The organism is Cupriavidus taiwanensis (assembly GCF_900249755.1).
Classification (GTDB): domain Bacteria; phylum Pseudomonadota; class Gammaproteobacteria; order Burkholderiales; family Burkholderiaceae; genus Cupriavidus; species Cupriavidus taiwanensis_D.
In genome coordinates, this window is record NZ_LT976853.1 from 2,173,723 (window position 1) to 2,193,751 (window position 20,029).

Below are 20,029 nucleotides of genomic sequence, written 5' to 3' on the forward strand. Positions count from 1 at the left end.
TGATAGGAGCCAGGCTGGCGCCGGCGTATGAAGATTTAGGACTGTCGATATGCGCCGTCAGGCCGCCCAGCTCACATTCAGCGGCGCAGCCGCGGCGGGCGCGGCAGCCGGCGCCGGCCGCATCACCCGCTGCAGCACCTCGGCTTCCAGTTGCGCAAAGCCCGCCGCACCGCGTTCGCGCGGCCGCGCCAGCGCCACGCGCGTATCCATGGCGATGCGGCCGTCCTCGATCAGCACGATGCGGTCGGCCAGCGCCACCGCTTCGGATACGTCGTGCGTGACCAGCAAGGCGGTAAAGCCCAGCCGGCGCCACAGCGATTCGATCAGCGCCTGCATCTCGATGCGGGTCAGCGCATCCAGCGCGCCCAGCGGTTCGTCGAGCAGCAACAGCTGCGGGTGATGCACCAGCGCGCGCGCCAGCGCCACGCGCTGGCGCTGGCCGCCGGACAGCCGCGCCGGCCACTCCCTGGCGCGGTCGGCCAGGCCCACCTGTGCCAGCACATTGGCAGCGTCACCGCGACGCGCGCGCGGCAGGCCCAGCGCCACATTGTCCAGCACGCGCTTCCACGGCAGCAGCCGTGCATCCTGGAACATCACGCGCACATCGGCCTGGCTGGGGCGGCCTTTGGCAGCGGCTTCGCCAGCCACGGTGATGCTGCCGCCATCGGCCGCTTCCAGCCCCGCCACCAGCCGCAGCAGCGTGCTCTTGCCGCAGCCGCTGCGCCCGACGATCGCCAGGAACTCGCCCGGCGCCACGTCCAGCGCCACGTCGTGCAGCACTTCGCGGCCGTCATAGCGCTTGACCACCTGGCGCACCTGCAACTCCACGCCGCCCGCCGCGCCCTGCGCCGCCGGCGCCTCGGCCACCGGACGGGCCGCCTCGCGGCGCGCCAGGCCTGCTTCCAGCTCGGCCAACGCCGCTTGTTCCACCGGATACATTTGCATGTCGATCTCCTTGCCTTGATTGGTGCCGCGCCGCTCAGGCCGCGGCGTAGCCCGGGTGCCAGCGCAGCCAGTAGCGCTCCAGCCCGCGCGACAGCCAGTCGGCCAGCTTGCCCAGCAGCGCATAGAGCAGGATGCCGACCAGCACCACGTCGGTCTGCAGGAATTCGCGCGCATTCATCGTCATGTAGCCGATGCCCGACTGCGCGGAGATAGTTTCCGCGACGATCAGCACCACCCACATCAGCCCCAGCGCAAAGCGCACGCCCACCAGGATGCCCGGCAGCGCGCCGGGCAGGATCACCTCGCGATACAGCTGCCAGCCGGACAAGCCGTAGCTGCGCGCCATCTCCACCAGCCCCGCATCGACCGAGCGGATGCCGTGGTAGGTGTTCAGGTACACCGGGAAAAACACGCCCAGCGAGACCAGGAACAGCTTGGCGCTCTCGTCGATGCCGAACCACAGGATCACCAGCGGGATCAGCGCCAGCGCCGGGATGTTGCGCACCATCTGCAGCGTGCTGTCGAGCAGCGTGGCGGCGGTGCGGAAGGTGCCGGTCAGCAGCCCCAGCAGCAGGCCCAGCCCGCCGCCGATGGCAAATCCCATCAGCGCGCGCCAGGTGCTGACGCCGACATGCCGCCACAGTTCGCCCGAGCGCGCCAGTTCCCACGCGGCCTGCACCACGGCCAGCGGGGCCGGCAGCACGCGGCTGGACAGCCAGCCGTGCTGCGACGCCAGTTGCCATACAACGATCAGCAGCACCGGCACGATCCATGGCGCGGCCGCGCGCCACAGGGCCTGCGGCGCGTGGCGCGGCGGCGGTAATTGCGGAGCGGTCATGGTGGTCCCTCCCTTCAGCTTTGCGCGGCGCGCGGCACGATGCCGGTTGCCATCACTTCGCCGAACGGGCCCGACAGCACCTTGCCGGGCAGCTTGTCGCGCACCGCGCGCGGCAGCAGCGGGAAAACCAGTTCGGCAAAGCGGTAGGCCTCCTCCAGGTGCGGGTAGCCGGACAGCACGAAGGTATCGATGCCCAGCTCGGCGTACTCGCGCATGCGTTCGGCCACGGTATGCGGATCGCCCACCAGCGCCGTGCCGGCGCCGCCGCGCACCAGCCCCACGCCGGCCCACAGGTTGGGGCTGATCTCCAGCGCCTCGCGCGTGCGGCGCGCACCGCCCGCATGCAATGCGGCCATGCGGCGTTGCCCTTCCGAATCCATTTTGGCGAACACCGCCTGCGCGCGCGCCACGGTATCGTCGTCAAGCCGGCTGATCAGGTCGTCGGCGGCGGCCCACGCGGCGGCATCGGTCTCGCGCACGATCACGTGCAGGCGGATGCCGAACTTCACCGTGCGGCCGTTGCGCGCGGCGTGGCGGCGCACGTCGCCGAGCTTCTGCGCGACGTCTGCCGGCGGCTCGCCCCAGGTCAGGTAGGTATCGACCTGCTCGCCGGCCAGCGCATGCGCCGGCGCCGACGAACCGCCGAAGTACACCGGCGGATGCGGCTGCTGTAGCGGCGGATACAGGACGCGCGCACCCTTCACGCTCAGGTGCTTGCCGGTGAATTCGACCTGCCCGCTGTCATGGCTGGCCGCCAGCACGTCGCGCCAGATGCGCAGGAATTCGGCGGATGCCTCGTAGCGCGCGGCATGGTCGAGAAACAGGCCGTCGCCTTCCAGCTCGGCGGTATCGCCGCCGGTGACGAGGTTGATCAGCAGGCGGCCGTTGGAGATGCGGTCGAAGGTGGCGGCCATGCGCGCGGCCAGTGTCGGCGCCATCAGGCCAGGGCGGACCGCGACCAGGAACTTCAGGCGCTGCGTGACGGCCGCCAGCGCCGACGCCGCCACCCACGGGTCTTCGCACGAACGGCCGGTGGGGATCAGCACCCCTTCATAGCCCAGCGTATCGGCGGCCACGGCGACCTGCTTCATGTAGTCGAAACTGACTTCGCGCGCGCCTTCGGAAGTGCCGAGGTAGCGGCTGTCGCCGTGGGTGGGAATAAACCAGAATACGTGCATGTCGTTCTCCTTATGTGCTTGCCAGGTACGCGCGCTGGCTAGCGCTGCGCCTGCTGCTGCGGCGCGTCCCAGCGCGCGTCGGCCACCTTGACCGGTTTGGGAATCAGCTTGAGCGAGTGGAAGGCATCGGCGATGCGCTGCTGCTCGGCCAGCACCCCGGCGCTGACCGGGCGCGCGCCGTACGAGAAGCGCGAGACCGCAAGGTCGAGCACATCGGCAGGCAGGCCGGTTTCGCCGCTGAGTACGGCGGTGGCATCCTTCGGGCTCTTTTCCGCCCACTTGCCCAGCGTGGCCAGTTCGTCCAGGATCAGGGCCACGATTTCCGGCTTCGCCGTCGCATAGGGCCGCGAGGCCAGGTAGAACTGGTGGTTGCTGACCACGTTCCTGCCATCCGCGTCGCGGCCATCGGCCAGCACGCGCGCGCCGAGCTGCTTCTCGGCAGCGGCCAGGAACGGATCCCAGATCACCCATGCATCGACCGCACCGCGCTCGAACGCGGCACGCGCGTCGGCGGGCGGCAGGTAGACCGGCTGGATCTCGCCGTACGGCACGCCGGCCTTCTCGAGCTGGCGCACCAGCAGGTAATGCACGTTGGACCCCTTGTTCAGCGCTACGCGCTTGCCGCGCAGCTCGGCCACCGAGCGGATCGCCGAGCCCCTGGGCACGACGATGGCTTCTGCGGTCGGCGCCGGCGGCTCGTTGCCGACATAGACCAGTTGCGCGCCCGCGGCCTGCGCGAAGATCGGCGGCGCTTCACCGACGGTGCCGAAGTCGACCGCGCCGACGTTCAGCCCTTCCAGCAGCTGCGGGCCGGCGGGAAACTCGGTCCATTTGACGGTGATGCCTTGCGGCGCCAGCCGCTTCTCCAGCGTACCGCGCGCCTTCAGCAGCGTCAGCGTGCCGTATTTCTGGTAGCCGATGCGCAGCACCTTGGCGTCGATGTTCTTGGACTGCGCATCGGCGCGGCCCGGCAGCAGGCCGTAGGCGAGGCCGGTGGCCAGCACCAGCGCGGCGGTGATCAGGCGGCGGCGCTGCGTGGCGCCGCCGGACGAGGTGTTCGATGTCATGCGATGTTCCTGAATGGGATGGCGAGAGTGTTGGCGGCAGCACGCCTTCCTGCCGACCCCGCGGTGCGGGTGGCATGGCGTGGCTGCCGTTGCGCCGGTCAGGCCGGCGCGACTTCAGTCAGTCAGTTCAGGCGGAACATCGCTCGGCCACCGCAATCGCCGCTGCGCGTTGCACGAAGGCGCCGGGCAGCACGTCGAGCGGGACCTCGATACGGGCATGCGCCAGCGCATCGCGCACGCGCAGCACGCCTTCCTCCAGGCGGGCCGACAGCGCGGCATCGAAGCGCACCTGGCGCGCGCCAGCGGCTTCGGTGGTGTCGATCTGCTGGTCCACGGCAAAGATGCCGGGCAGGATCTGGCGCGAGCCCAGCGCGGACAGCACCGGCCGCAGCGCATAGTCGATCGCCAGTGCATGGGCGAGGCTGCCGCCGGTGGCGATCGGCAGCACGATCTTGTCGCGCAGGCCGGTCTGCGGCAGCAGGTCGAGAAAAGCCTTCAGCAGGCCGCTGTAGGCTGCCTTGTAAACCGGGGTGGCCAGCACGACCACTTGCGCTTCCGACACCGCGCGCGTGGCGGCGGCGATGGCGGGGTCGTCCACGCGCGCCGCCAGCAGCGGCCCCGCCGGCAGTTCGCGCAGGTCGAGGTGGAGGGTGCGTTCGCCGGCAGCCTCCAGCGCGGCGCGCAGGTGCGCCAGCACATGGCCGGAACGGGACTGGACCGACGGGCTGCCGGAGAGCGTCAGGATGGACATCGGGGCTTCCTTCTTCTTGATGGGCCGGTCGGCGCCGCGGCCGCCCCACGCGGCCCGGCGCGCCGGTCTGATGGGTTATTTCTTGCCGGGCTGGTAGATCTGGTCGAACGAGCCGCCGTCGGCGAAGTGGGTCTTCTGCGCCTTCTGCCAGCCGCCGAACACCTCGTCGATGGTGAACAGCTTCACTTTCGGGAAGTTGGCCGCGTACTTGGCCGCGACCTTCTGCGAGATCGGGCGGTAGTAGTTCTTGGCCGCGATCTCCTGCCCTTCCTCGGTGTACAGGAACTGCAGGTAGGCCTCGGCCGCCTTGCGCGTGCCCTTCTTGTCGACCACCTTGTCGACCACGGCCACCGGCGGCTCGGCCAGGATCGACACCGACGGCGCGACGATATCGAACTTGTCCGGCCCCAGCTCCTTGATCGCCAGGATGGCTTCGTTCTCCCACGCGATCAGCACATCGCCCAGGCCGCGCTCGACAAAGGTCGTGGTGGCGCCGCGCGCACCCGAATCCAGCACCGGCACATGCTTGAGCAATTCGCCGACGAATTCGCGCGCCCTGGCGTCGTTGCCGCCCGGCTGGCGCAGCGCATAGCCCCACGCCGCCAGGTAGTTCCAGCGCGCGCCGCCCGAAGTCTTGGGGTTGGGCGTAATCACCTGCACGCCCGGCTTGACCAGGTCGCCCCAGTCCTTGATGCCCTTGGGATTGCCCTTGCGCACCAGGAACACGATGGTCGAGGTGTACGGCGCGGCGTTGTGCGGCAGGCGCTTCTGCCAGTCCGGCTTGATCAGGCCCTTGTCCGCGATGGCGTCGATGTCGTAGCCCAGCGCCAGCGTGACCACGTCGGCGTCGAGGCCGTCGATGACCGAGCGTGCCTGCTTGCCCGAACCGCCGTGCGACTGGCGCACGCTCACGGCGTCGCCGCCCTGCGCCTTCCATGCCTTGGCAAAGGCGGCGTTGACATCGACATACAGCTCGCGCGTGGGATCGTAGGAAACGTTCAGCAGGTTGGCAGCGCTCGCGGTCTGCGCCGCGCTGATGGCTGCCAGAACGGCCAGGCCGATGGCCAGTTTGCGGATCATCTTGTGTTGCTCCCGTCAGTGTCGTGAATGGCGCTGTGCGCCTGTTTGCGTGGCCCGCCTGGCGGGTGGGCCTGTATCAGGAGCAAGACTACCGACGGGGCTATCCGAACGGAACGAAGGGTTTCGCCGATCCTTTGCTGTTTTCTGCATAAGATCCGGCGGAAATATGGGCATGCCCGTGAAGGGCAGCTACCGGCGCGAAAAACCGTGCGCGGGTGGCGCAAGCGGCACGCACAAAAGAAAACGCCCGCACCGGCAAACCGGTGCGGGCGAAGTTTCCATTCTGGAAACGGGTAGACAAGTCATGAAGAGCGCCCCCGCATCTCCATGACAGGGCGAATGTTAGCGGCAGGCCTGCGAACCCGGCTTGACCAAGGTCAAGCGCGGGCCATGTGGCAGCAAGCGAGCCGGGGCTTAGCCGCCTTCCTGCCCGGACTGCCGGGCCAGCAGGTCGGCCATCTCGTCGGCGTGCTCTTCCTCCACCGACAGGATCTCCTCCATCAGCCGGCGCGAGGTCGGGTCGCGCTCGCCCAGGAACTGGATGATCTCGCGATAGCTGTCGATGGCGATGCGCTCGGCGACCAGGTCTTCCTTGATCATGTCGGTCAGGGACGTGCCCTCCACATATTCCGCGTGGGAGCGGCTGGTCAGGCCGTCGGGCGCGAAGTCGGGCTCGCCGCCGAGCTGCACGATGCGTTCGGCAATCTGGTCGGCATGGCCCTGCTCTTCGTTGGAATGGGCCAGGAATTCATCGGCAACGCTCTTGGAGTTCGGCCCCTTGGCCATGTAGTAGTGGCGGCGATAGCGCAACACGCAGACGATCTCGGTCGCCAGCGCATCGTTGAGCAACTTCAGCACGGTCTCGCGGTCCGCCGTGTAGCCCGCGGTCACGGCACCCTCGTCGATGTGCTGGCGGGCGCGCTCGCGCAGTGTCTTGACGTCTGTGAGGAAAGGCTTGTCGGTCATGGAAGGGCTCCTGGGGAATGGGGGCTGCGTGGGCGCAGCGCCTTGTGCGGAAACTCAACCCTTTTGCAACGCGAGAAGTGTGCCACTAGGCTGGTGGGGCGATGGTCGCGGCTGGCGGCGATACCCGAGGTATCGCGGCGTGAAAAAATTGCACGGTGCAGACCGCCTTACACGCGGCGAAACATCAGCCGAAGAAGGGAAGACCAAGCTTGGCGGCAGTCGAAATGCTGGTGTGCTAGCCACCGCAACGCAAGCCAAATATGACGCCGTCCACACGTTCGCGGGCGAGTTCGACCGCGCCCAGGACTAGCGGCACGCTCGCAAGGAATGCCAGGCAGGCCCACGCTAGGCGAGTCCATTTGCGCGTTTGGATCGTCGTTGGATCAACCATCAAAGGCATCCTCCTAACGCCAGCCAACAACCGGGAAGTGGATAACTATGATGTAAACCATCGTTCCCGGCGAGGGATATGCGGAGCCCTTTTCCATATTATCAATTGATCCAGGCGCGGGGAGGTTCGACGACACATCGCAAAGCTTGCTCGATATCGGCTTGCAGGTCATCGACGCTTTCTAACCCCACCGACAAGCGCACCAGACTCTCACGAATTCCAGCTCGGTTTCTCTCCTCCGCTGTCAGCCTGCCATGGGTCGTCGTCGCCGGATGCGTCACCATCGAACGCGTGTCACCGATATTCGTAGCGATTGATACAAGGCGAAGCGCGTCAATAAAAGCCCAGGCGCTCTCGCGCGAATCGCCAACCTCAAAGCTCAAGACACCGCCAGCGCCGCAATGTTGACGCTCGGCCAAGTCTCGCTTCGGATCTGGCTGGAATCCGCTGTAGTACACAGTACCGACCTCGCGCCGGTCCTTCAGCCAGTTTGCAAGCGTCTGTGTGCTCTGTGAGATTGCCTCGACACGAAGCTCGAGGGTCTCAAGACTCTTCAGCAATAGCCATGCGTTCATGGCGCTCAGTGTTGGCCCCAGCGTGCGAGCGACAGCACGCATTTCTTCCATTAAAACAGTGGGCCCCGCTACGACACCCGCAACACAGCGACCTTGCCCGTCGATGTACTTTCCGGCGGAATGTACAACCATATCTGCGCCGTGGAGCAGAGGCTTCTGCAGAATTGGCGTGAGCATCGTATTATCCACTGCCAGCAAGCCACCATGCGCGTGAACGAGGGATGCAACCGCCCGAATGTCTGCAACCTGCTGCAGCGGATTGGACGGCGTTTCCAGGAATGCAAGACTGGTTTTATCGTCGATCGCGGCAGACCATTGCGCCAGGTCGGTCAAATCAACCAGGCGGACGTCAACGCCAAATTTCTTGAAGTAGTACTGAAAGGCCGTCAGCGTCGTGCCAAACACATCCCGCGAACAAACCACATTAACCCCCGTCCGGAGTCGCGCTTGGGCGATTGCGGCAATCGCCGCCATCCCGGATGAGAACGCCACCGCATCTTCAGCGCCTTCCAGCGCTGCGAGACGCCGCTCGAATGCACGGACGGTCGGATTGGTAAAACGTGAATACACGTTGCAGTAAGATGCACCGCTGAACCTGGCTGCTGCGTCTGCGGCCGACTCGAACACGTATGCGGCCGTCAACGCAATTGGCTCGCAGAAGGAGTCAGACAAATCCTGGAACTGAGCGACTCGTACCGCTTGTGTCATGGAACTGTTCATGATCGTCTGGTTTGCTCAGCCATTGGTATCGAGACTTGGGGCGGCCCGATCTAGCGACGGCTCAGAGCTAATGGGCAACGGGCCACGACCGCGCAGGCCGAACCACGAGCACACGGCGGAGATCAGGGTAAGCAACGCGAGTCCCAGGATGGCATGCACGTAGCTCCGACTGGATTCAAAGGACCAGGCCCCTAATTGTACAGTCAGAAACGCTCCGAGTTGGTGAACAAGAAAGAGCAAGCCGAACACACGACCCTTGATCTGCCTGCCATATCGCTCGAAGCAAAACATGGAGGTCAGGATAACCGTGCCCAGATAGCTGGCGCCGAACAGGACTGCAAATGGCAGGACCCCTAGCCAGGGCGCGAGAAGAAGCAGCATCGACAGCGACCGCATCGCATAAAAAAACGCAAGCAACCGGTGCTTGTCGAAGCGCAGGGCAAGCACACCTGAGGCAATCCCGCTAAGCAGTTCAAGCAGGCCCAGGGTGCTCATCGCAAAGGCCATCTCCAACCGTGGCACGCCCTGATCCTGCCAGTGCGCCAGAAGATGGACATCAATAAACGCCATCGTCGCGCCACAACCGAAGAATCCGACCGCCAGGACGTAAAAGACGGAATCTTGCCGAACCACCGACCAGGCGCTCGCATTTCCCTTGTGAGTTGCTACGCTGGGTGCAGGGCCGGAAGCAGGCTCCCAACGTGAAGCCAGCCACACGGCAGCGCAGACGGGCAATGCCAGCACGACCCCGACCGCACCGAATATGGCCATCCAGCTTGCCTGAGGCTGCAACCATATCCACATGGGAGAAAGTACGATGAATCCAATCGCAGTGCCATTGGTCACCACCGCGTATGCCAAGCCCTTCTTTCTCTCTTCAAACAGCCGATCCACCAGAATGCCCATCGGTACGAAGGTCATTGCCGCGAGGCCAAACGCGCCCATGACACCGAAGGCCAGGCTGAAGAAAACAATCGACTGATGCCAGACCGCCACGCTCACACAAGCCACCCCCGCGGCGAATGCGCCAATGGCGGACGTACGTAACGGTCCGACACGATCGCTCAGCGCCCCCACCAGAGGGGACATAAATCCGGTAGCGAGCATGAACAGTCCACCTGACCAGGCAAATTGCGCGCGTCCTCGGCCGTAGTGTTCCGCCAACTGGACAAAGTAAACCTGGTAAATCCCTTTTATTGCCGTGGAGACAAACATCACGACGAAGCCGATGGCGATCAGCAAATAGATGATGGCGTGGGACTTCCGGTGCCCGTTCATCTCAGCGTCCACCCCCAAGAACTATTGGACCTGGCGCCCTCCGACAATTCTCCACATATATATTTTCATACATGGCGTAGAACAGCTTGCACGTATGGTCAACGGCAAACAGCGCCTCTTCCTGCATCCTGGCTGTCGTGCACAACTCGGAAACGAGATTCAGTCCCTGCTCAACGTGTCCGACGTCTTCGGCTTGATGGACGGAGAAGAACCGCAGATCGCCTTCGGCGAGTCCATATACCCTGCCGAAGAGTTCATGGCGGGCCTCACCCGCTTTCGTTTCCAGATTCTGCCCCTCGCTGGCAATCATGACCGCCGCAGCACCGATGTGATACTTCGCCGGATCGCGTACGGCATCAAATCGGTAGTTGATCAGCGCGCTGGTGGCAGGCAACGGAAGCTCGGCATCACGCTCGAAATCACTGATACCAATCGCGTGCAAGAAGTTCTGCATGAGAACGACATGATTGTCACTTCTGGAGAGGCGCCCTGTTTCCTCCTCGTACATATTGATCAAGAGAGCGCGCTTGAATTTCGGGAGCGGGCAATGGAAGAAGAGATGCTCGACGTAAGACAGGAAGTTCTTCGTCAACTGGTATCCCTGAAGCGCGGTGGCCCTTAGCAGATGCAGGTTTGGCTTCATCGGGTCAAAGAGTTCTTCGAAGATTGGATGGCCCAGGGTCAGGTTGCGATGCAGAACATGGCGCAGCTCTTCCTTGAAATTCTCTCTTTTAATCATGCCGATACGATCCTTTGATGGCTTATCCTGGAATACATGTTTTCGCAAGGCGCAGACCGGTTGCGCAAGAAAATCACCGCGATAAACTTCGTTTCCTACGCGCGCATAGTCGTCAAGCAAACCATATGACTTGAATCCGAAACGCTGCCACAGCAGGTGAGCCCGGCTCCCCGCGCGCACATCCAGAATCAGCTGCTCGATCCCCAGCGATTCCGCCTTGAGCACGATTTTCCGAAAGGCCTGCGGAATGATGTGCTGGCCACGGTATGCGGGATGAACGACTCCCTTGCTCAATTCAGCACGATGGCGACAGTTCGGCATGGCGCTGCGAGTCATCATGCAGAAGAAGACCGGCTTGCCCTTGTCCACGCCAACCAACGCCAGGGAATGACCTTTGGAAATTCGATAGCGCAACTCGGCCATGAAGCCCTCGGCCTCGTCGTCTGACATGCGTCTTGCATAGCCCAGCATGGCCCCGTCTAACGCCGTGCATTCAACAAGCTCGGCGATGAGATGAGCCTCCGCATCGGCCAGATCAGAGAGCCATTTGAAATGAACTGTGTCTTTCACGGGAAGCCTGCACGTCTTTTTTTGGTGATTGAAATCCTAAGCGTGCGAACTGCAGCCAGCCAGCAAACGACTGGCCAGAGTTAGCAAAGATCCGGCCATATCGGATCAGCTATAAAATTTCCATCCTGCGCGGTTGCAGCAGCGAGAAAGCCCATCAGCCCGCCATCCCCCGGAATCGACGCCAAATGAGATCCGCCTACCTCCTCGTACTCCCCGGCGTGCACCTGCTGGATCTGGCAGGCCCGCTCCAGGTCCTGTCGACGGTATCGGAACTAGGCATAGGTCAGCTTTCCGTTCACTGCGTCGGCCCGCATCCGGGCGTGGAGGCCTTTCAGGGTGTGGCGCTGGACCGAATCGAGGCCTTGCCTGCGCGCGTCAATGGCCGGGACCTGGTGGTAGTGATCGGCAGCAAGCTGCAGCCTTCGTTGATGGCATCGCAGCCCTGGCGCGATGCAGCTGCGTGGCTGCGCCGCATGTTCACGGGAAGCAAGGCGCCTGCGACGACGATTGCTGCGGTCTGCACCGGCGCCTTCCTGCTGGGTGATGCGGGACTACTCGATGGCCGGCTGTGCACCACGCATCATGCCTTCATCAGGAAGCTTCGCGCGCGGCAGCCGCGGGCCTCGGTGATTGAAAACCGGGTCTTTGTCTCGGATGGAAATATCTGGACCTCCGCGGGCGTTGCATCGGGCATCGACATGGCGTTGAGGCTAGTGGCGGAGATCTTTGGCGATGAGGCTGCCATTCGTGTAGCCCGCGAGAATGTGGTGCCATTCCGGCGCTTCAGCAATGATCCCCGACTCGACCCGCAGTACCAGTCCCGCTCGCATGGCAACCAGTTGATCCATGCGGTCCAGGATGCCATCTCGCGAAACCTGGAAGCTTCGGTGTCCGATCCCCGCTTCGCCCGGGCCTTTGCGATCAGCGTCAGGCATCTTTCCCGCGTGTTCCTGGAAGAGACGGGGCTGACACCAAAGCAGTACCAGCTTGCCTTGCGCATGGCACGCGCAAGGAAGCTGCTGACCGCTTCAAACCTCTCCGTAGAAGAAATTTCGTTGAAGTCCGGCTTCAGCAGCGTTCAGGCCTTCCGCAGTTGCTGGAACAAGATCGAACCCATGCCCCCGAGCCGGTACCGGGCATCGAACTCGGCGGAAAAGACTTGACCTCACGATGTGAGGAGGCTTGAGTCCCGAAGAAAAAAAAGGTTCTGCGCAAACTGGCAGGGGCCTGACTGTGATCGACCGCTGGTGTGCTCCCTCTCCCGCGCGCGGGAGAGGGTTGGGGTGAGGGCCGGGATTTTCGACGAAGTGAAGGCCGCCGGTGTGCCAGCGCCTGCCCTCACCCCCGGCCCCTCTCCCGCAAGCGGGAGAGGGGAGCCAACCGGCAGCGGATCGAAGCGCCGCTGGGCCTGACTTAATCCAGCTTCCGCCCGAACGTGAACTCGCCATCGACATAATCCACCGGCACCACATCCTTGGCCGCGAACTTGCCTTCCAGGATGGCGCGTGCCACCGGGTTCTCGATCTGCTGCTGGATCGCACGCTTGAGCGGCCGCGCCCCGAACACCGGGTCGTAGCCGGCGCTGGCGATCTTCTCCAGCGCATGGTCGCTGACCTCCAGCGTCATGTCCATGCGGGCCAGGCGGGCCTGCAGGCGCTGCAGCTGGATGCGCGCGATCGATTCGATGTTCTTCTGGTCGAGCGCGTGGAACACCACCACTTCGTCGATCCGGTTGAGGAATTCCGGCCGGAAATGCGTGCGCACTTCCTGCCAGACCGCGCCCTTGATCGCCTCCTGCGGCTCGCCGGCCATCGACTGGATGATCTGCGAACCGAGGTTGGACGTCATCACGATCACCGTGTTCTTGAAGTCCACGGTGCGGCCCTGGCCATCGGTCAGGCGGCCGTCGTCCAGCACCTGCAGCAGCACGTTGAAGACGTCCGGGTGCGCCTTCTCGACTTCGTCGAGCAGCACCACGCTGTACGGCTTGCGCCGCACGGCTTCGGTCAGGTAGCCGCCTTCTTCATAGCCGACGTATCCCGGCGGCGCGCCGATCAGGCGGCTGACGCTGTGCTTCTCCATGAATTCGCTCATGTCGATGCGGATCAGGTGCTCTTCCGAGTCGAACATGAACTCGGCCAGCGCCTTGCACAGCTCGGTCTTGCCGACGCCGGTCGGGCCCAGGAACAGGAACGAGCCGTAGGGCTTGTTCTCGTCCGCCAGCCCGGCACGCGAACGGCGGATGGCGTCGGACACCAGCCGCACGGCCTCGTCCTGGCCCACCACGCGCGCATGCAGGCGGTCTTCCATCTTCAGCAGCTTCTCGCGCTCGCCCTGCATCATCTTCGATACCGGGATGCCGGTGGCGCGGCTGACCACTTCGGCGATTTCCTCTGCGCCCACCTGCGTGCGCAGCAGCTTGTTGGGCTGCTTCTGCTCGCTGGCCTCGGCATCGGTCGCGGCCTTGAGCTTGCCTTCCAGGCCGGGCAGCTTGCCGTACTGCAGCTCGGCGACCTTGTCGAGCTTGCCTTCGCGCTGCAGCCTGGAGATTTCCAGCTTGACCTTCTCGATCTCTTCCTTCAGCGCGGCCGTGCCCTGCGCGGCGCCCTTCTCGGCCTTCCAGATTTCGTCGAGGTCGGCGTACTCCTTCTCCAGGCGCGCGATTTCCTGCTCGATCAGCTCCAGGCGCTTCATCGACGCTTCGTCGGTCTCTTTCTTGACTGCCTCGCGCTCGATCTTCAGCTGGATGGTGCGGCGCTCGAGCTTGTCCATCGACTCCGGCTTGGAATCGATTTCCATCTTGATGCGCGCGGCGGCCTCGTCGATCAGGTCGATCGCCTTGTCGGGCAGGAAGCGGTCGGTGATATAGCGATGCGACAGCTCCGCCGCGGCGACGATGGCCGGGTCGGTGATCTCGACGCCGTGGTGCAGCTCATACTTTTCCTGCAGGCCGCGCAGGATGGCAATGGTGGCCTCGACGCTCGGCTCATCCACCAGCACCTTCTGGAAGCGGCGCTCGAGCGCGGCATCCTTCTCGATGTACTTGCGGTATTCATCCAGCGTGGTCGCGCCGATGCAGTGCAGCTCGCCGCGCGCGAGCGCCGGCTTGAGCATGTTGCCCGCATCGATTGCGCCCTCGGCCTTGCCGGCGCCGACCATGGTGTGGATCTCGTCGATGAAGACGATGGTCTGGCCTTCATCCTTGGCCACGTCGTTCAGCACGGCTTTCAGCCGCTCCTCGAACTCGCCGCGGTACTTGGCACCGGCCAGCAGGCCGGCCATGTCCAGCACCAGCACGCGCTTGTTCTTCAGGCTTTCCGGCACTTCGCCGTTGACGATGCGCTGCGCCAGGCCTTCGACGATGGCGGTCTTGCCCACGCCCGGCTCGCCGATCAGCACCGGGTTGTTCTTGGTGCGGCGCTGCAGGATCTGGATCGCGCGGCGGATCTCGTCGTCGCGGCCGATCACGGGATCGAGCTTGCCGATGCGGGCGCGCTCGGTCAGGTCGATGGTGTATTTCTTCAGGGCCTCGCGCTGGCCTTCGGCCTCGGCGCTGTTGACCGAATCGCCGCCGCGCACGGCCTGGATGGCCGACTCGAGCGACTTGCGGTTCAGGCCGTTTTCACGCGCGATGCGGCCGGCGTCGCCCTTGTCGTCGGCGACGGCCAGCAGGAACAGCTCGCTGGCGATGAACTGGTCGCCGCGCTTGATCGCTTCCTTCTCGGTGGCGTTGAGCAGGTTCACCAGCTCGCGCCCGATCTGGACCTCGCTGGTGCCCTGCACTTGCGGCAGGCGCTTGATGGCGGCGTCCAGCGCCGTCTGCAGGCCCTGCACGTTGGCGCCGGCGCGCGCCAGCAGCGCCTTGGCGGCGCCGTCGTCCTGCGCCAGCAGGGCGCGCAGCACGTGCTGCGGATCGATGTACTGGTTGTCGTTGGCCAGCGCCAGGCTTTGCGCATCAGCCAGCGCTTCCTGGAACCGGGTGGTCAGCTTGTCAAGACGCATAAGGATTCCCTCTCTCGGATAGGTCGTGTCCTGATGCGGGGGCGCTGGCGCCGGCCGTGGTTGCCGGCGCGCCCGTATGCCCTGCCGGACACTGGTCATACCGAAAGATAAGGCTTTGCCGTGACATTTCAAGGCCGCATTCTGTGCGGCGTTGCGATGTCGGGCGCCGGCAGCGCGGAAGCCCGCCGGCGGCAAGTGATGCTCGCGATACGCGCCCAGTCTACGCGGCGTGCTCGGCGCCCTTGTCGGCCAGGTTGCGCACCAGCACCAGCGACTCGCCCTGCACCACCACCTTGCCGTCCGCGCCAGTGACCTCGCTGGCCAGGTTGACCAGATCCTTGTCGGCGCGCAGCCGCACGATCCGCACGCGCGCCGTCAGCGGCTCATCCAGCCGGGCCGGCGCGGCCAGCCGCAGCGACTGCTTCATCCAGCCGGTGCCGCGCCCCGGCAGCCGGGTGCCGAGCAGGTCCGAGAACATGCCGGCGAGCAACGGCAACGGCACCACCGGGCCGGCGAAGCCCCGTGCGCGGGCGAAGCCGGCATCGGCGTGGAACGGGTTGGCATCGCCGGTGAGCGCGATGTACTCGTCGAGGTCCGCCGAGGTGAAAGTCCGCACTGCTGCCGCTTGCTGGCCCGGACGCAGGCCGTACAGGGCCGCGTCGCCGTCCTGCGCAGCCGCGTCCGCTCCGGCTGGCAGGCTGCCCAGTGCGGCCGGACTCGCGACCGCCAGCCAGCGCGATTCGCCGGCGGCGGCCACCCGCGCTGGCTGGCCGGGCGCGGCCGCACTGACCGTCGTGGCAAAGGCAGCCAGCCCTGCGGGCACCGGCTGCGCAGACAGTGCAAACCGCACGGCATCGCCAACGAACGCCGGTGCCGGAAACATCAGCGTCTGCGCGACTGGCAAGGCCGGTTCCCGCAGCTGCCGCGCGGTATGCGCGCACAGCAGCGAGAACAGGAACATGCCGTGCGCCACCGTGGCACCGAAATGCGTGCCACGGGCAAAGGCCGGATCGCAGTGGATCGGGTTATCGTCGCGCGACAGCGCGGCGAAGCGGTCGAAATCGCGCTGCGACAGCACGCGCGGCGGGTCGTCGTGCATCAGTCGGGCACCTGTACGGTATTGGCGTTGACGGTGATGGCGTTGCCCGGCGCCGGCGTGGCGGCGATCGGCGGCACGTTGGACGGCAGCAGCGCCGGCGCAGGGGTGTTGAGGGTGCCTCCCCGCGGCGTGGTGCGCACCACCTGCGACGGCGGCAGCGCCTTGCCGGTGGTCAGGTTGTCGTAGACCGCATCCAGCGCCCGGTTCAGGTAGACGTGCAGCGGCACGTAGCGGTTGCTGTAGCCCGGCACCACACCGATGAAGGCATCGAAATGCTGGGCGTTCTCGACCTCCACGTAGGAGAGCTTGCTGGTCACGCCTTCCTGCTGGCGGTTCAGCCCCAGGTACGGGCGTGAGGTGTGGTTGACCGGCAGCAGCGCGTCGCTGCGCCCATGCACGATCAGCGCCGGCTTGCCGCGCAGGTTGCCGTTGCGCAGCGTCAGCGCCTGGCCCGCCTGCAGCGCAAGTGCCGCGGCATCGGAACCGGTCAGCAGGTTGCGCAGGCAGCTGGCGCCGTCGTAGTTGAGGTCGGCGCGCTGGGTCGAGGCGGAAACCGACGGCAGGTTCAGGTACGGACCATGCTGCGGATCGCGGTCGTTGATCAGCTGGACCGGCGCCTGCGGCGGAATGCCGTTGCCGGTCGCGTACATCGACGCCAGCGCGGCCGGCGCGATCGCGGCGGGCTTCAGGTCGGTCAGCGTGGCGGCGAAGCTGTAGCCGCACAGCTTGTCGGTCACGCTGGCGCGCGCATAGGCGCTGGCGTAGGTGACCGCGATCGCTGCCGCGACGTCGAATGCGGCCAGCGACGGGTGCAGGTCATCCGACTCCGCTTCCCAGCCGGCGGCACGCAGCGCCTGCAGCGCGCTGGCGCTCTGCTGGTCCGTGTTCGCGCCGGTGACCAGGCCCTTCTCGGCCAGCGTCTGGCAGCGCGCGGCGAAGAACGGCGCCATGTTGGGATTGGTGTAGAACGGCGCCTGCGTCAGCGCGGTGGCGCGCCCGGCGCAGTGCTGCAGCAGGTTGGCGGTGGTGGTGTAGTCGTACAGCGTCAGGCCCGAAGCCGCCACCTGTGCCGCGCCGCGGCGCACCACGATGCCGGTGTTGGGCGGCATGTTCAGGTTGGGCTCGGCCACCGCCACGCCGTCGATCAGGCCGCCGGCATCTTGCTCCGCTGCGGCCACGGCGGCGCCGCCGCCGTTGGACACGCTAGAGGCGATCACCAGCACCTTGTCCTGGTCCAGCGTGCGCTGGCGCGTGCCGTTGGCCGACACCGCACCGAAGCGGTCGTTGATGGCCCACAGCGCAAACTCCACCGCCTGCAGCGTGAACTTGCCCCAGTCCTTCTCCGGGTTGCGCTGCGAATGCGCGTGCTTGAACGCCAGCCGGTGCGGATTGGCGGCAGTGAATTCCGCCAGCGACGTCGCACCCGCCGGCGCGGCGAAGTGCGCGTTCTTGCCGGCGGCCGCGCGCGTGGTGCGGGTGCCGTCGATCAGCGGCACCGTGTCCGTGTCGAGGTCATGCGGCGCGGCGCCGGTGCCCTTGTCGGTATAGGCCACCGCGCAGCCGCGCTTCAGGCCCCATTCGCCGGTGCCGATGGCGCCATACACGCCGCGCGAGCCCGACGACGTCGCTGTGATCAGGCACGGCCTGGCGGTGTTGAACGTGGCGGGTATCTGCACCAGCATGGTCACGTTCTGCTGGCCGGAGCCGTCGTCGGAATACGCCACGTACTCCACGCCCGCGACCTTGCCTTCCGACGCGGTGATATTGCCCTGCGCATCGACGTTGGGACCATAGAGCGAACCGTAGCCGCCGCCGGCACTGGTGTCGACAATGGCGCGATAGTTGGTGTAGATCGCATAGCGCCGCAGTTCGGCCGCGGTGGGCGCGACCGGGTTGAGCGGCAGCGGCGCGGTGCTGCTGGCGAGGCCGTCCTTGCCCAGGCCCGCGGTCAGCAGGTCGTCGCTGGCGCCGTCGTAGCTGCTGACGGTGACCGCGCCGATATAGGCCGGCTTGGTATTGGGATTGCCGCCGTTGCCGTTGTTGTTGTCGTCGCCGGACCCGCATGCGGCCAGCACCGATGCGGCCGCCGCCAGCGCCGTGAGCCTGAGGCCGCGCTGCTGCCGCGGCGAATGCTGCGTGGATTGCATGTCAACCTCCTTCTGCCGCCCCGCGCCGGGGCCGTCGAGACCTACGTCGATGGAAGACTGCCGGGACTGCGCAAACTGCGACCGCGAACAGCGGGAACAACGTCAAACCGTGAAGACTGGTGCGCGCCTCAGCCGCTGTTGCCGGCCAGGCCCGCGCGCAGCTTGTGCTTTTCCACCTTGCCGGACGGCGTGCGCGGCAGCGCTTCAATAAAACGCACCTCGCGCGGCACCTTGTAGCCGGCAAGGTGCGCCTTGCAGTGGGCGATCACGGCATCGGCGTCCAGCGCGGCACCGGAGCGCAGCACCACCAGCGCCATGCCGGCCTCGCCCCAGCGCGGGTCCTGCACGCCGATCACCGCGGCCTCGGCCACGCCCGGCAGCTGGAACAGCACGTTCTCGACCTCGGCCGGATAGACGTTCTCGCCGCCCGAGATAAACATGTCCTTGGCGCGGTCGACGATGTAGTAGTCGCCGTCTTCGTCGCAATAGGCGATGTCGCCGGAATGCAGCCAGCCGTCGCGCAGCGCCTGCGCGGTGGCCTTGGGCAGGTTCCAGTAGCCGGGCGTCACGCCCGGCCCCTTGATCAGCAGTTCGCCGCGCTCGCCGGGGCCCACGTCCGCGCCGAGCGGATCGACGATGCGCGTCAGCATCGATCCCACCGGCTTGCCGATGCTACCGATCTTGCGGCGCGCCGTTTCTTCGTCGCAAAGGAACACCGTGGGACCGGTCTCGGTCATGCCGAAACCGAAGCGGATGGTCACGCCCTTGGCCAGGTAGGCTTCCAGCAATGGCCGGGGCACCGGCGAGCCGCCCGCCGTCATATTGCGCACGCCGGACAGGTCGGCCCGGGCAAAGTGCGGGTGCTGGCTCAGGAACAGGTACACCGCCGGCACCGCGAAGAACATGGTGATGCCCGCGCCGCCGCCGCGGTCGAGCCGGTCCAGCACTGCCTGCGGCTCGAACTGCCGCATGATGTGCACCGTGCCGCCGGCGTGCAGCACCGGGTTGGCGTACAGGTTCAGCCCCCCGGTATGGAAGAACGGCAGCACGTTGAGGAACACGTCGTCGCGCGTGATCTGGTTGGCCAGCATCGCGTTGACGGCGTTGAAGAACACCATGCCGTAGGTCTGGATCACGCCCTTGGGCTTGCCGGTGGTGCCGGAGGTGTACAGCAGGTGCCAGATTTCGCTCTCGTCGCGGCACGGCATTTCGATGATGCGCCCGGATGCGGCGTCGAGCACGGCCTCGTATTCGGTCCAGCCGCCGGGCACGTCGGCGGCTTCGTCATCGGCCAGGTGCAGCACCGCGCGCAACGGCATGGCGCGGGCCAGTTCCGCCGCCACGCCGAGGAAGCCGTCGCCCGCCACCAGCACTTCAGGGGTGCAGTCGCGCAGGATCGGCAGCAGTTCGGCCGCGGGCAGGCGCCAGTTCAGGCAAACCATCACCATGCCGGCCTTGGCGCAGCCGTACAGCATCTCGAGATAGTCGGAGCTGTTGTGCGCCAGCACCGCCACGCGCGTGCCCGGCGCCAGGCGCAGGTGGTCGCGCAGGTATTCGGCGAAGCGGCTGGCGCGCTCGTCGACCTGGCGGTAGGTCACGTGGCGGCCGCTCTCGACGTCCACCAGCGCAACCTTGTCGGGGAAGTGCTGCGCGTTCCGGTGCAGCCAGTCGATGACGTACATG

General features: G+C 65.8%; 15 protein-coding genes. 1 reads left to right on the forward strand and 14 read right to left on the reverse strand.

The window, feature by feature from the left end:
- Positions 1 to 57 precede the first annotated feature (57 nt).
- The 10 genes from CBM2594_RS09915 to CBM2594_RS09960 all read right to left on the reverse strand — a co-directional run bounded on the left by CBM2594_RS09915 (position 58) and on the right by CBM2594_RS09960 (position 11,098).
- Positions 58 to 945, reverse strand: a complete 888-nt coding sequence (locus CBM2594_RS09915; RefSeq protein WP_116356685.1) for an ATP-binding cassette domain-containing protein — start codon at positions 943 to 945, stop codon at positions 58 to 60.
- 34 nt (positions 946 to 979) lie between these two features.
- Positions 980 to 1,783: an aliphatic sulfonate ABC transporter permease SsuC gene (gene ssuC, locus CBM2594_RS09920; RefSeq protein ID WP_116356686.1), complete on the reverse strand. Its 804-nt coding sequence runs from the start codon at positions 1,781 to 1,783 to the stop codon at positions 980 to 982.
- 14 nt (positions 1,784 to 1,797) lie between these two features.
- On the reverse strand, positions 1,798 to 2,961 hold the full coding sequence (gene ssuD, locus CBM2594_RS09925; RefSeq protein ID WP_116356687.1) for an FMNH2-dependent alkanesulfonate monooxygenase: 1,164 nt from the start codon (positions 2,959 to 2,961) through the stop codon (positions 1,798 to 1,800).
- Between the two features lie 38 nt (positions 2,962 to 2,999).
- Entirely contained in the window at positions 3,000 to 4,028 is a 1,029-nt protein-coding gene (locus CBM2594_RS09930; RefSeq protein WP_116356688.1) for a sulfonate ABC transporter substrate-binding protein, read from the reverse strand.
- Between the two features lie 127 nt (positions 4,029 to 4,155).
- Positions 4,156 to 4,779, reverse strand: coding sequence for an NADPH-dependent FMN reductase (gene ssuE, locus CBM2594_RS09935; protein ID WP_116356689.1), 624 nt, complete (start codon positions 4,777 to 4,779; stop codon positions 4,156 to 4,158).
- A gap of 75 nt (positions 4,780 to 4,854) precedes the next feature.
- Positions 4,855 to 5,859 carry a sulfate ABC transporter substrate-binding protein gene (locus tag CBM2594_RS09940; RefSeq protein WP_116356690.1) on the reverse strand — a complete coding sequence of 335 codons (1,005 nt, stop codon included), beginning with the start codon at positions 5,857 to 5,859 and terminating at the stop codon, positions 4,855 to 4,857.
- Positions 5,860 to 6,273: 414 nt separating this feature from the next.
- Positions 6,274 to 6,825, reverse strand: a complete 552-nt coding sequence (locus tag CBM2594_RS09945; RefSeq protein WP_116356691.1) for a ferritin-like domain-containing protein — start codon at positions 6,823 to 6,825, stop codon at positions 6,274 to 6,276.
- Between the two features lie 492 nt (positions 6,826 to 7,317).
- Positions 7,318 to 8,511 (reverse strand): aminotransferase class I/II-fold pyridoxal phosphate-dependent enzyme, encoded by a 1,194-nt coding sequence (locus tag CBM2594_RS09950; RefSeq protein ID WP_116356692.1) that lies wholly within the window; start codon positions 8,509 to 8,511, stop codon positions 7,318 to 7,320.
- Between the two features lie 15 nt (positions 8,512 to 8,526).
- Positions 8,527 to 9,789 carry an MFS transporter gene (locus CBM2594_RS09955; RefSeq protein WP_116357758.1) on the reverse strand — a complete coding sequence of 421 codons (1,263 nt, stop codon included), beginning with the start codon at positions 9,787 to 9,789 and terminating at the stop codon, positions 8,527 to 8,529.
- A 1-nt stretch (position 9,790) separates the two neighbouring features.
- Positions 9,791 to 11,098 carry a GNAT family N-acetyltransferase gene (locus CBM2594_RS09960; RefSeq protein ID WP_116356693.1) on the reverse strand — a complete coding sequence of 436 codons (1,308 nt, stop codon included), beginning with the start codon at positions 11,096 to 11,098 and terminating at the stop codon, positions 9,791 to 9,793.
- Positions 11,099 to 11,283: 185 nt separating this feature from the next.
- On the opposite strand from CBM2594_RS09960, the gene CBM2594_RS09965 reads away from it, so the two are divergent.
- Positions 11,284 to 12,261: a GlxA family transcriptional regulator gene (locus tag CBM2594_RS09965; RefSeq protein WP_116356694.1), complete on the forward strand. Its 978-nt coding sequence runs from the start codon at positions 11,284 to 11,286 to the stop codon at positions 12,259 to 12,261.
- A 250-nt stretch (positions 12,262 to 12,511) separates the two neighbouring features.
- Here CBM2594_RS09965 and clpB read toward each other — a convergent pair whose 3' ends face one another.
- From clpB to CBM2594_RS09985, 4 genes are all read right to left on the reverse strand, one after another.
- Positions 12,512 to 15,100: an ATP-dependent chaperone ClpB gene (gene clpB / locus CBM2594_RS09970; protein WP_116356695.1), complete on the reverse strand. Its 2,589-nt coding sequence runs from the start codon at positions 15,098 to 15,100 to the stop codon at positions 12,512 to 12,514.
- Between the two features lie 220 nt (positions 15,101 to 15,320).
- A complete protein-coding gene (locus CBM2594_RS09975; RefSeq protein WP_116356696.1) occupies positions 15,321 to 16,199 on the reverse strand; it encodes a MaoC/PaaZ C-terminal domain-containing protein in 879 nt (292 codons plus the stop codon).
- A complete protein-coding gene (locus tag CBM2594_RS09980; RefSeq protein ID WP_116356697.1) occupies positions 16,199 to 18,346 on the reverse strand; it encodes a D-(-)-3-hydroxybutyrate oligomer hydrolase in 2,148 nt (715 codons plus the stop codon). Before CBM2594_RS09980 ends, CBM2594_RS09975 begins: the two co-directional genes overlap by 1 nt.
- A 128-nt stretch (positions 18,347 to 18,474) precedes the next feature.
- On the reverse strand, positions 18,475 to 20,028 hold the full coding sequence (locus CBM2594_RS09985; protein ID WP_116356698.1) for an acyl-CoA synthetase: 1,554 nt from the start codon (positions 20,026 to 20,028) through the stop codon (positions 18,475 to 18,477).
- Between the last annotated feature and the right edge of the window lies 1 nt (position 20,029).

Bases quoted from the DNA above. Each gene is read 5' to 3' on its own strand.
- CBM2594_RS09915 (WP_116356685.1), bottom strand. From the start codon at position 945: ATGCAAATGTATCCGGTGGAACAAGCGGCGTTGGCCGAGCTGGAAGCA.
- ssuC (WP_116356686.1), bottom strand. From the start codon at position 1,783: ATGACCGCTCCGCAATTACCGCCGCCGCGCCACGCGCCGCAGGCCCTG.
- ssuD (WP_116356687.1), bottom strand. From the start codon at position 2,961: ATGCACGTATTCTGGTTTATTCCCACCCACGGCGACAGCCGCTACCTC.
- CBM2594_RS09930 (WP_116356688.1), bottom strand. From the start codon at position 4,028: ATGACATCGAACACCTCGTCCGGCGGCGCCACGCAGCGCCGCCGCCTG.
- ssuE (WP_116356689.1), bottom strand. From the start codon at position 4,779: ATGTCCATCCTGACGCTCTCCGGCAGCCCGTCGGTCCAGTCCCGTTCC.
- CBM2594_RS09940 (WP_116356690.1), bottom strand. From the start codon at position 5,859: ATGATCCGCAAACTGGCCATCGGCCTGGCCGTTCTGGCAGCCATCAGC.
- CBM2594_RS09945 (WP_116356691.1), bottom strand. From the start codon at position 6,825: ATGACCGACAAGCCTTTCCTCACAGACGTCAAGACACTGCGCGAGCGC.
- CBM2594_RS09950 (WP_116356692.1), bottom strand. From the start codon at position 8,511: ATGAACAGTTCCATGACACAAGCGGTACGAGTCGCTCAGTTCCAGGAT.
- CBM2594_RS09955 (WP_116357758.1), bottom strand. From the start codon at position 9,789: ATGAACGGGCACCGGAAGTCCCACGCCATCATCTATTTGCTGATCGCC.
- CBM2594_RS09965 (WP_116356694.1), top strand. From the start codon at position 11,284: ATGAGATCCGCCTACCTCCTCGTACTCCCCGGCGTGCACCTGCTGGAT.
- clpB (WP_116356695.1), bottom strand. From the start codon at position 15,100: ATGCGTCTTGACAAGCTGACCACCCGGTTCCAGGAAGCGCTGGCTGAT.
- CBM2594_RS09975 (WP_116356696.1), bottom strand. From the start codon at position 16,199: ATGCACGACGACCCGCCGCGCGTGCTGTCGCAGCGCGATTTCGACCGC.
- CBM2594_RS09980 (WP_116356697.1), bottom strand. From the start codon at position 18,346: ATGCAATCCACGCAGCATTCGCCGCGGCAGCAGCGCGGCCTCAGGCTC.
- CBM2594_RS09985 (WP_116356698.1), bottom strand. From the start codon at position 20,028: ATGTACGTCATCGACTGGCTGCACCGGAACGCGCAGCACTTCCCCGAC.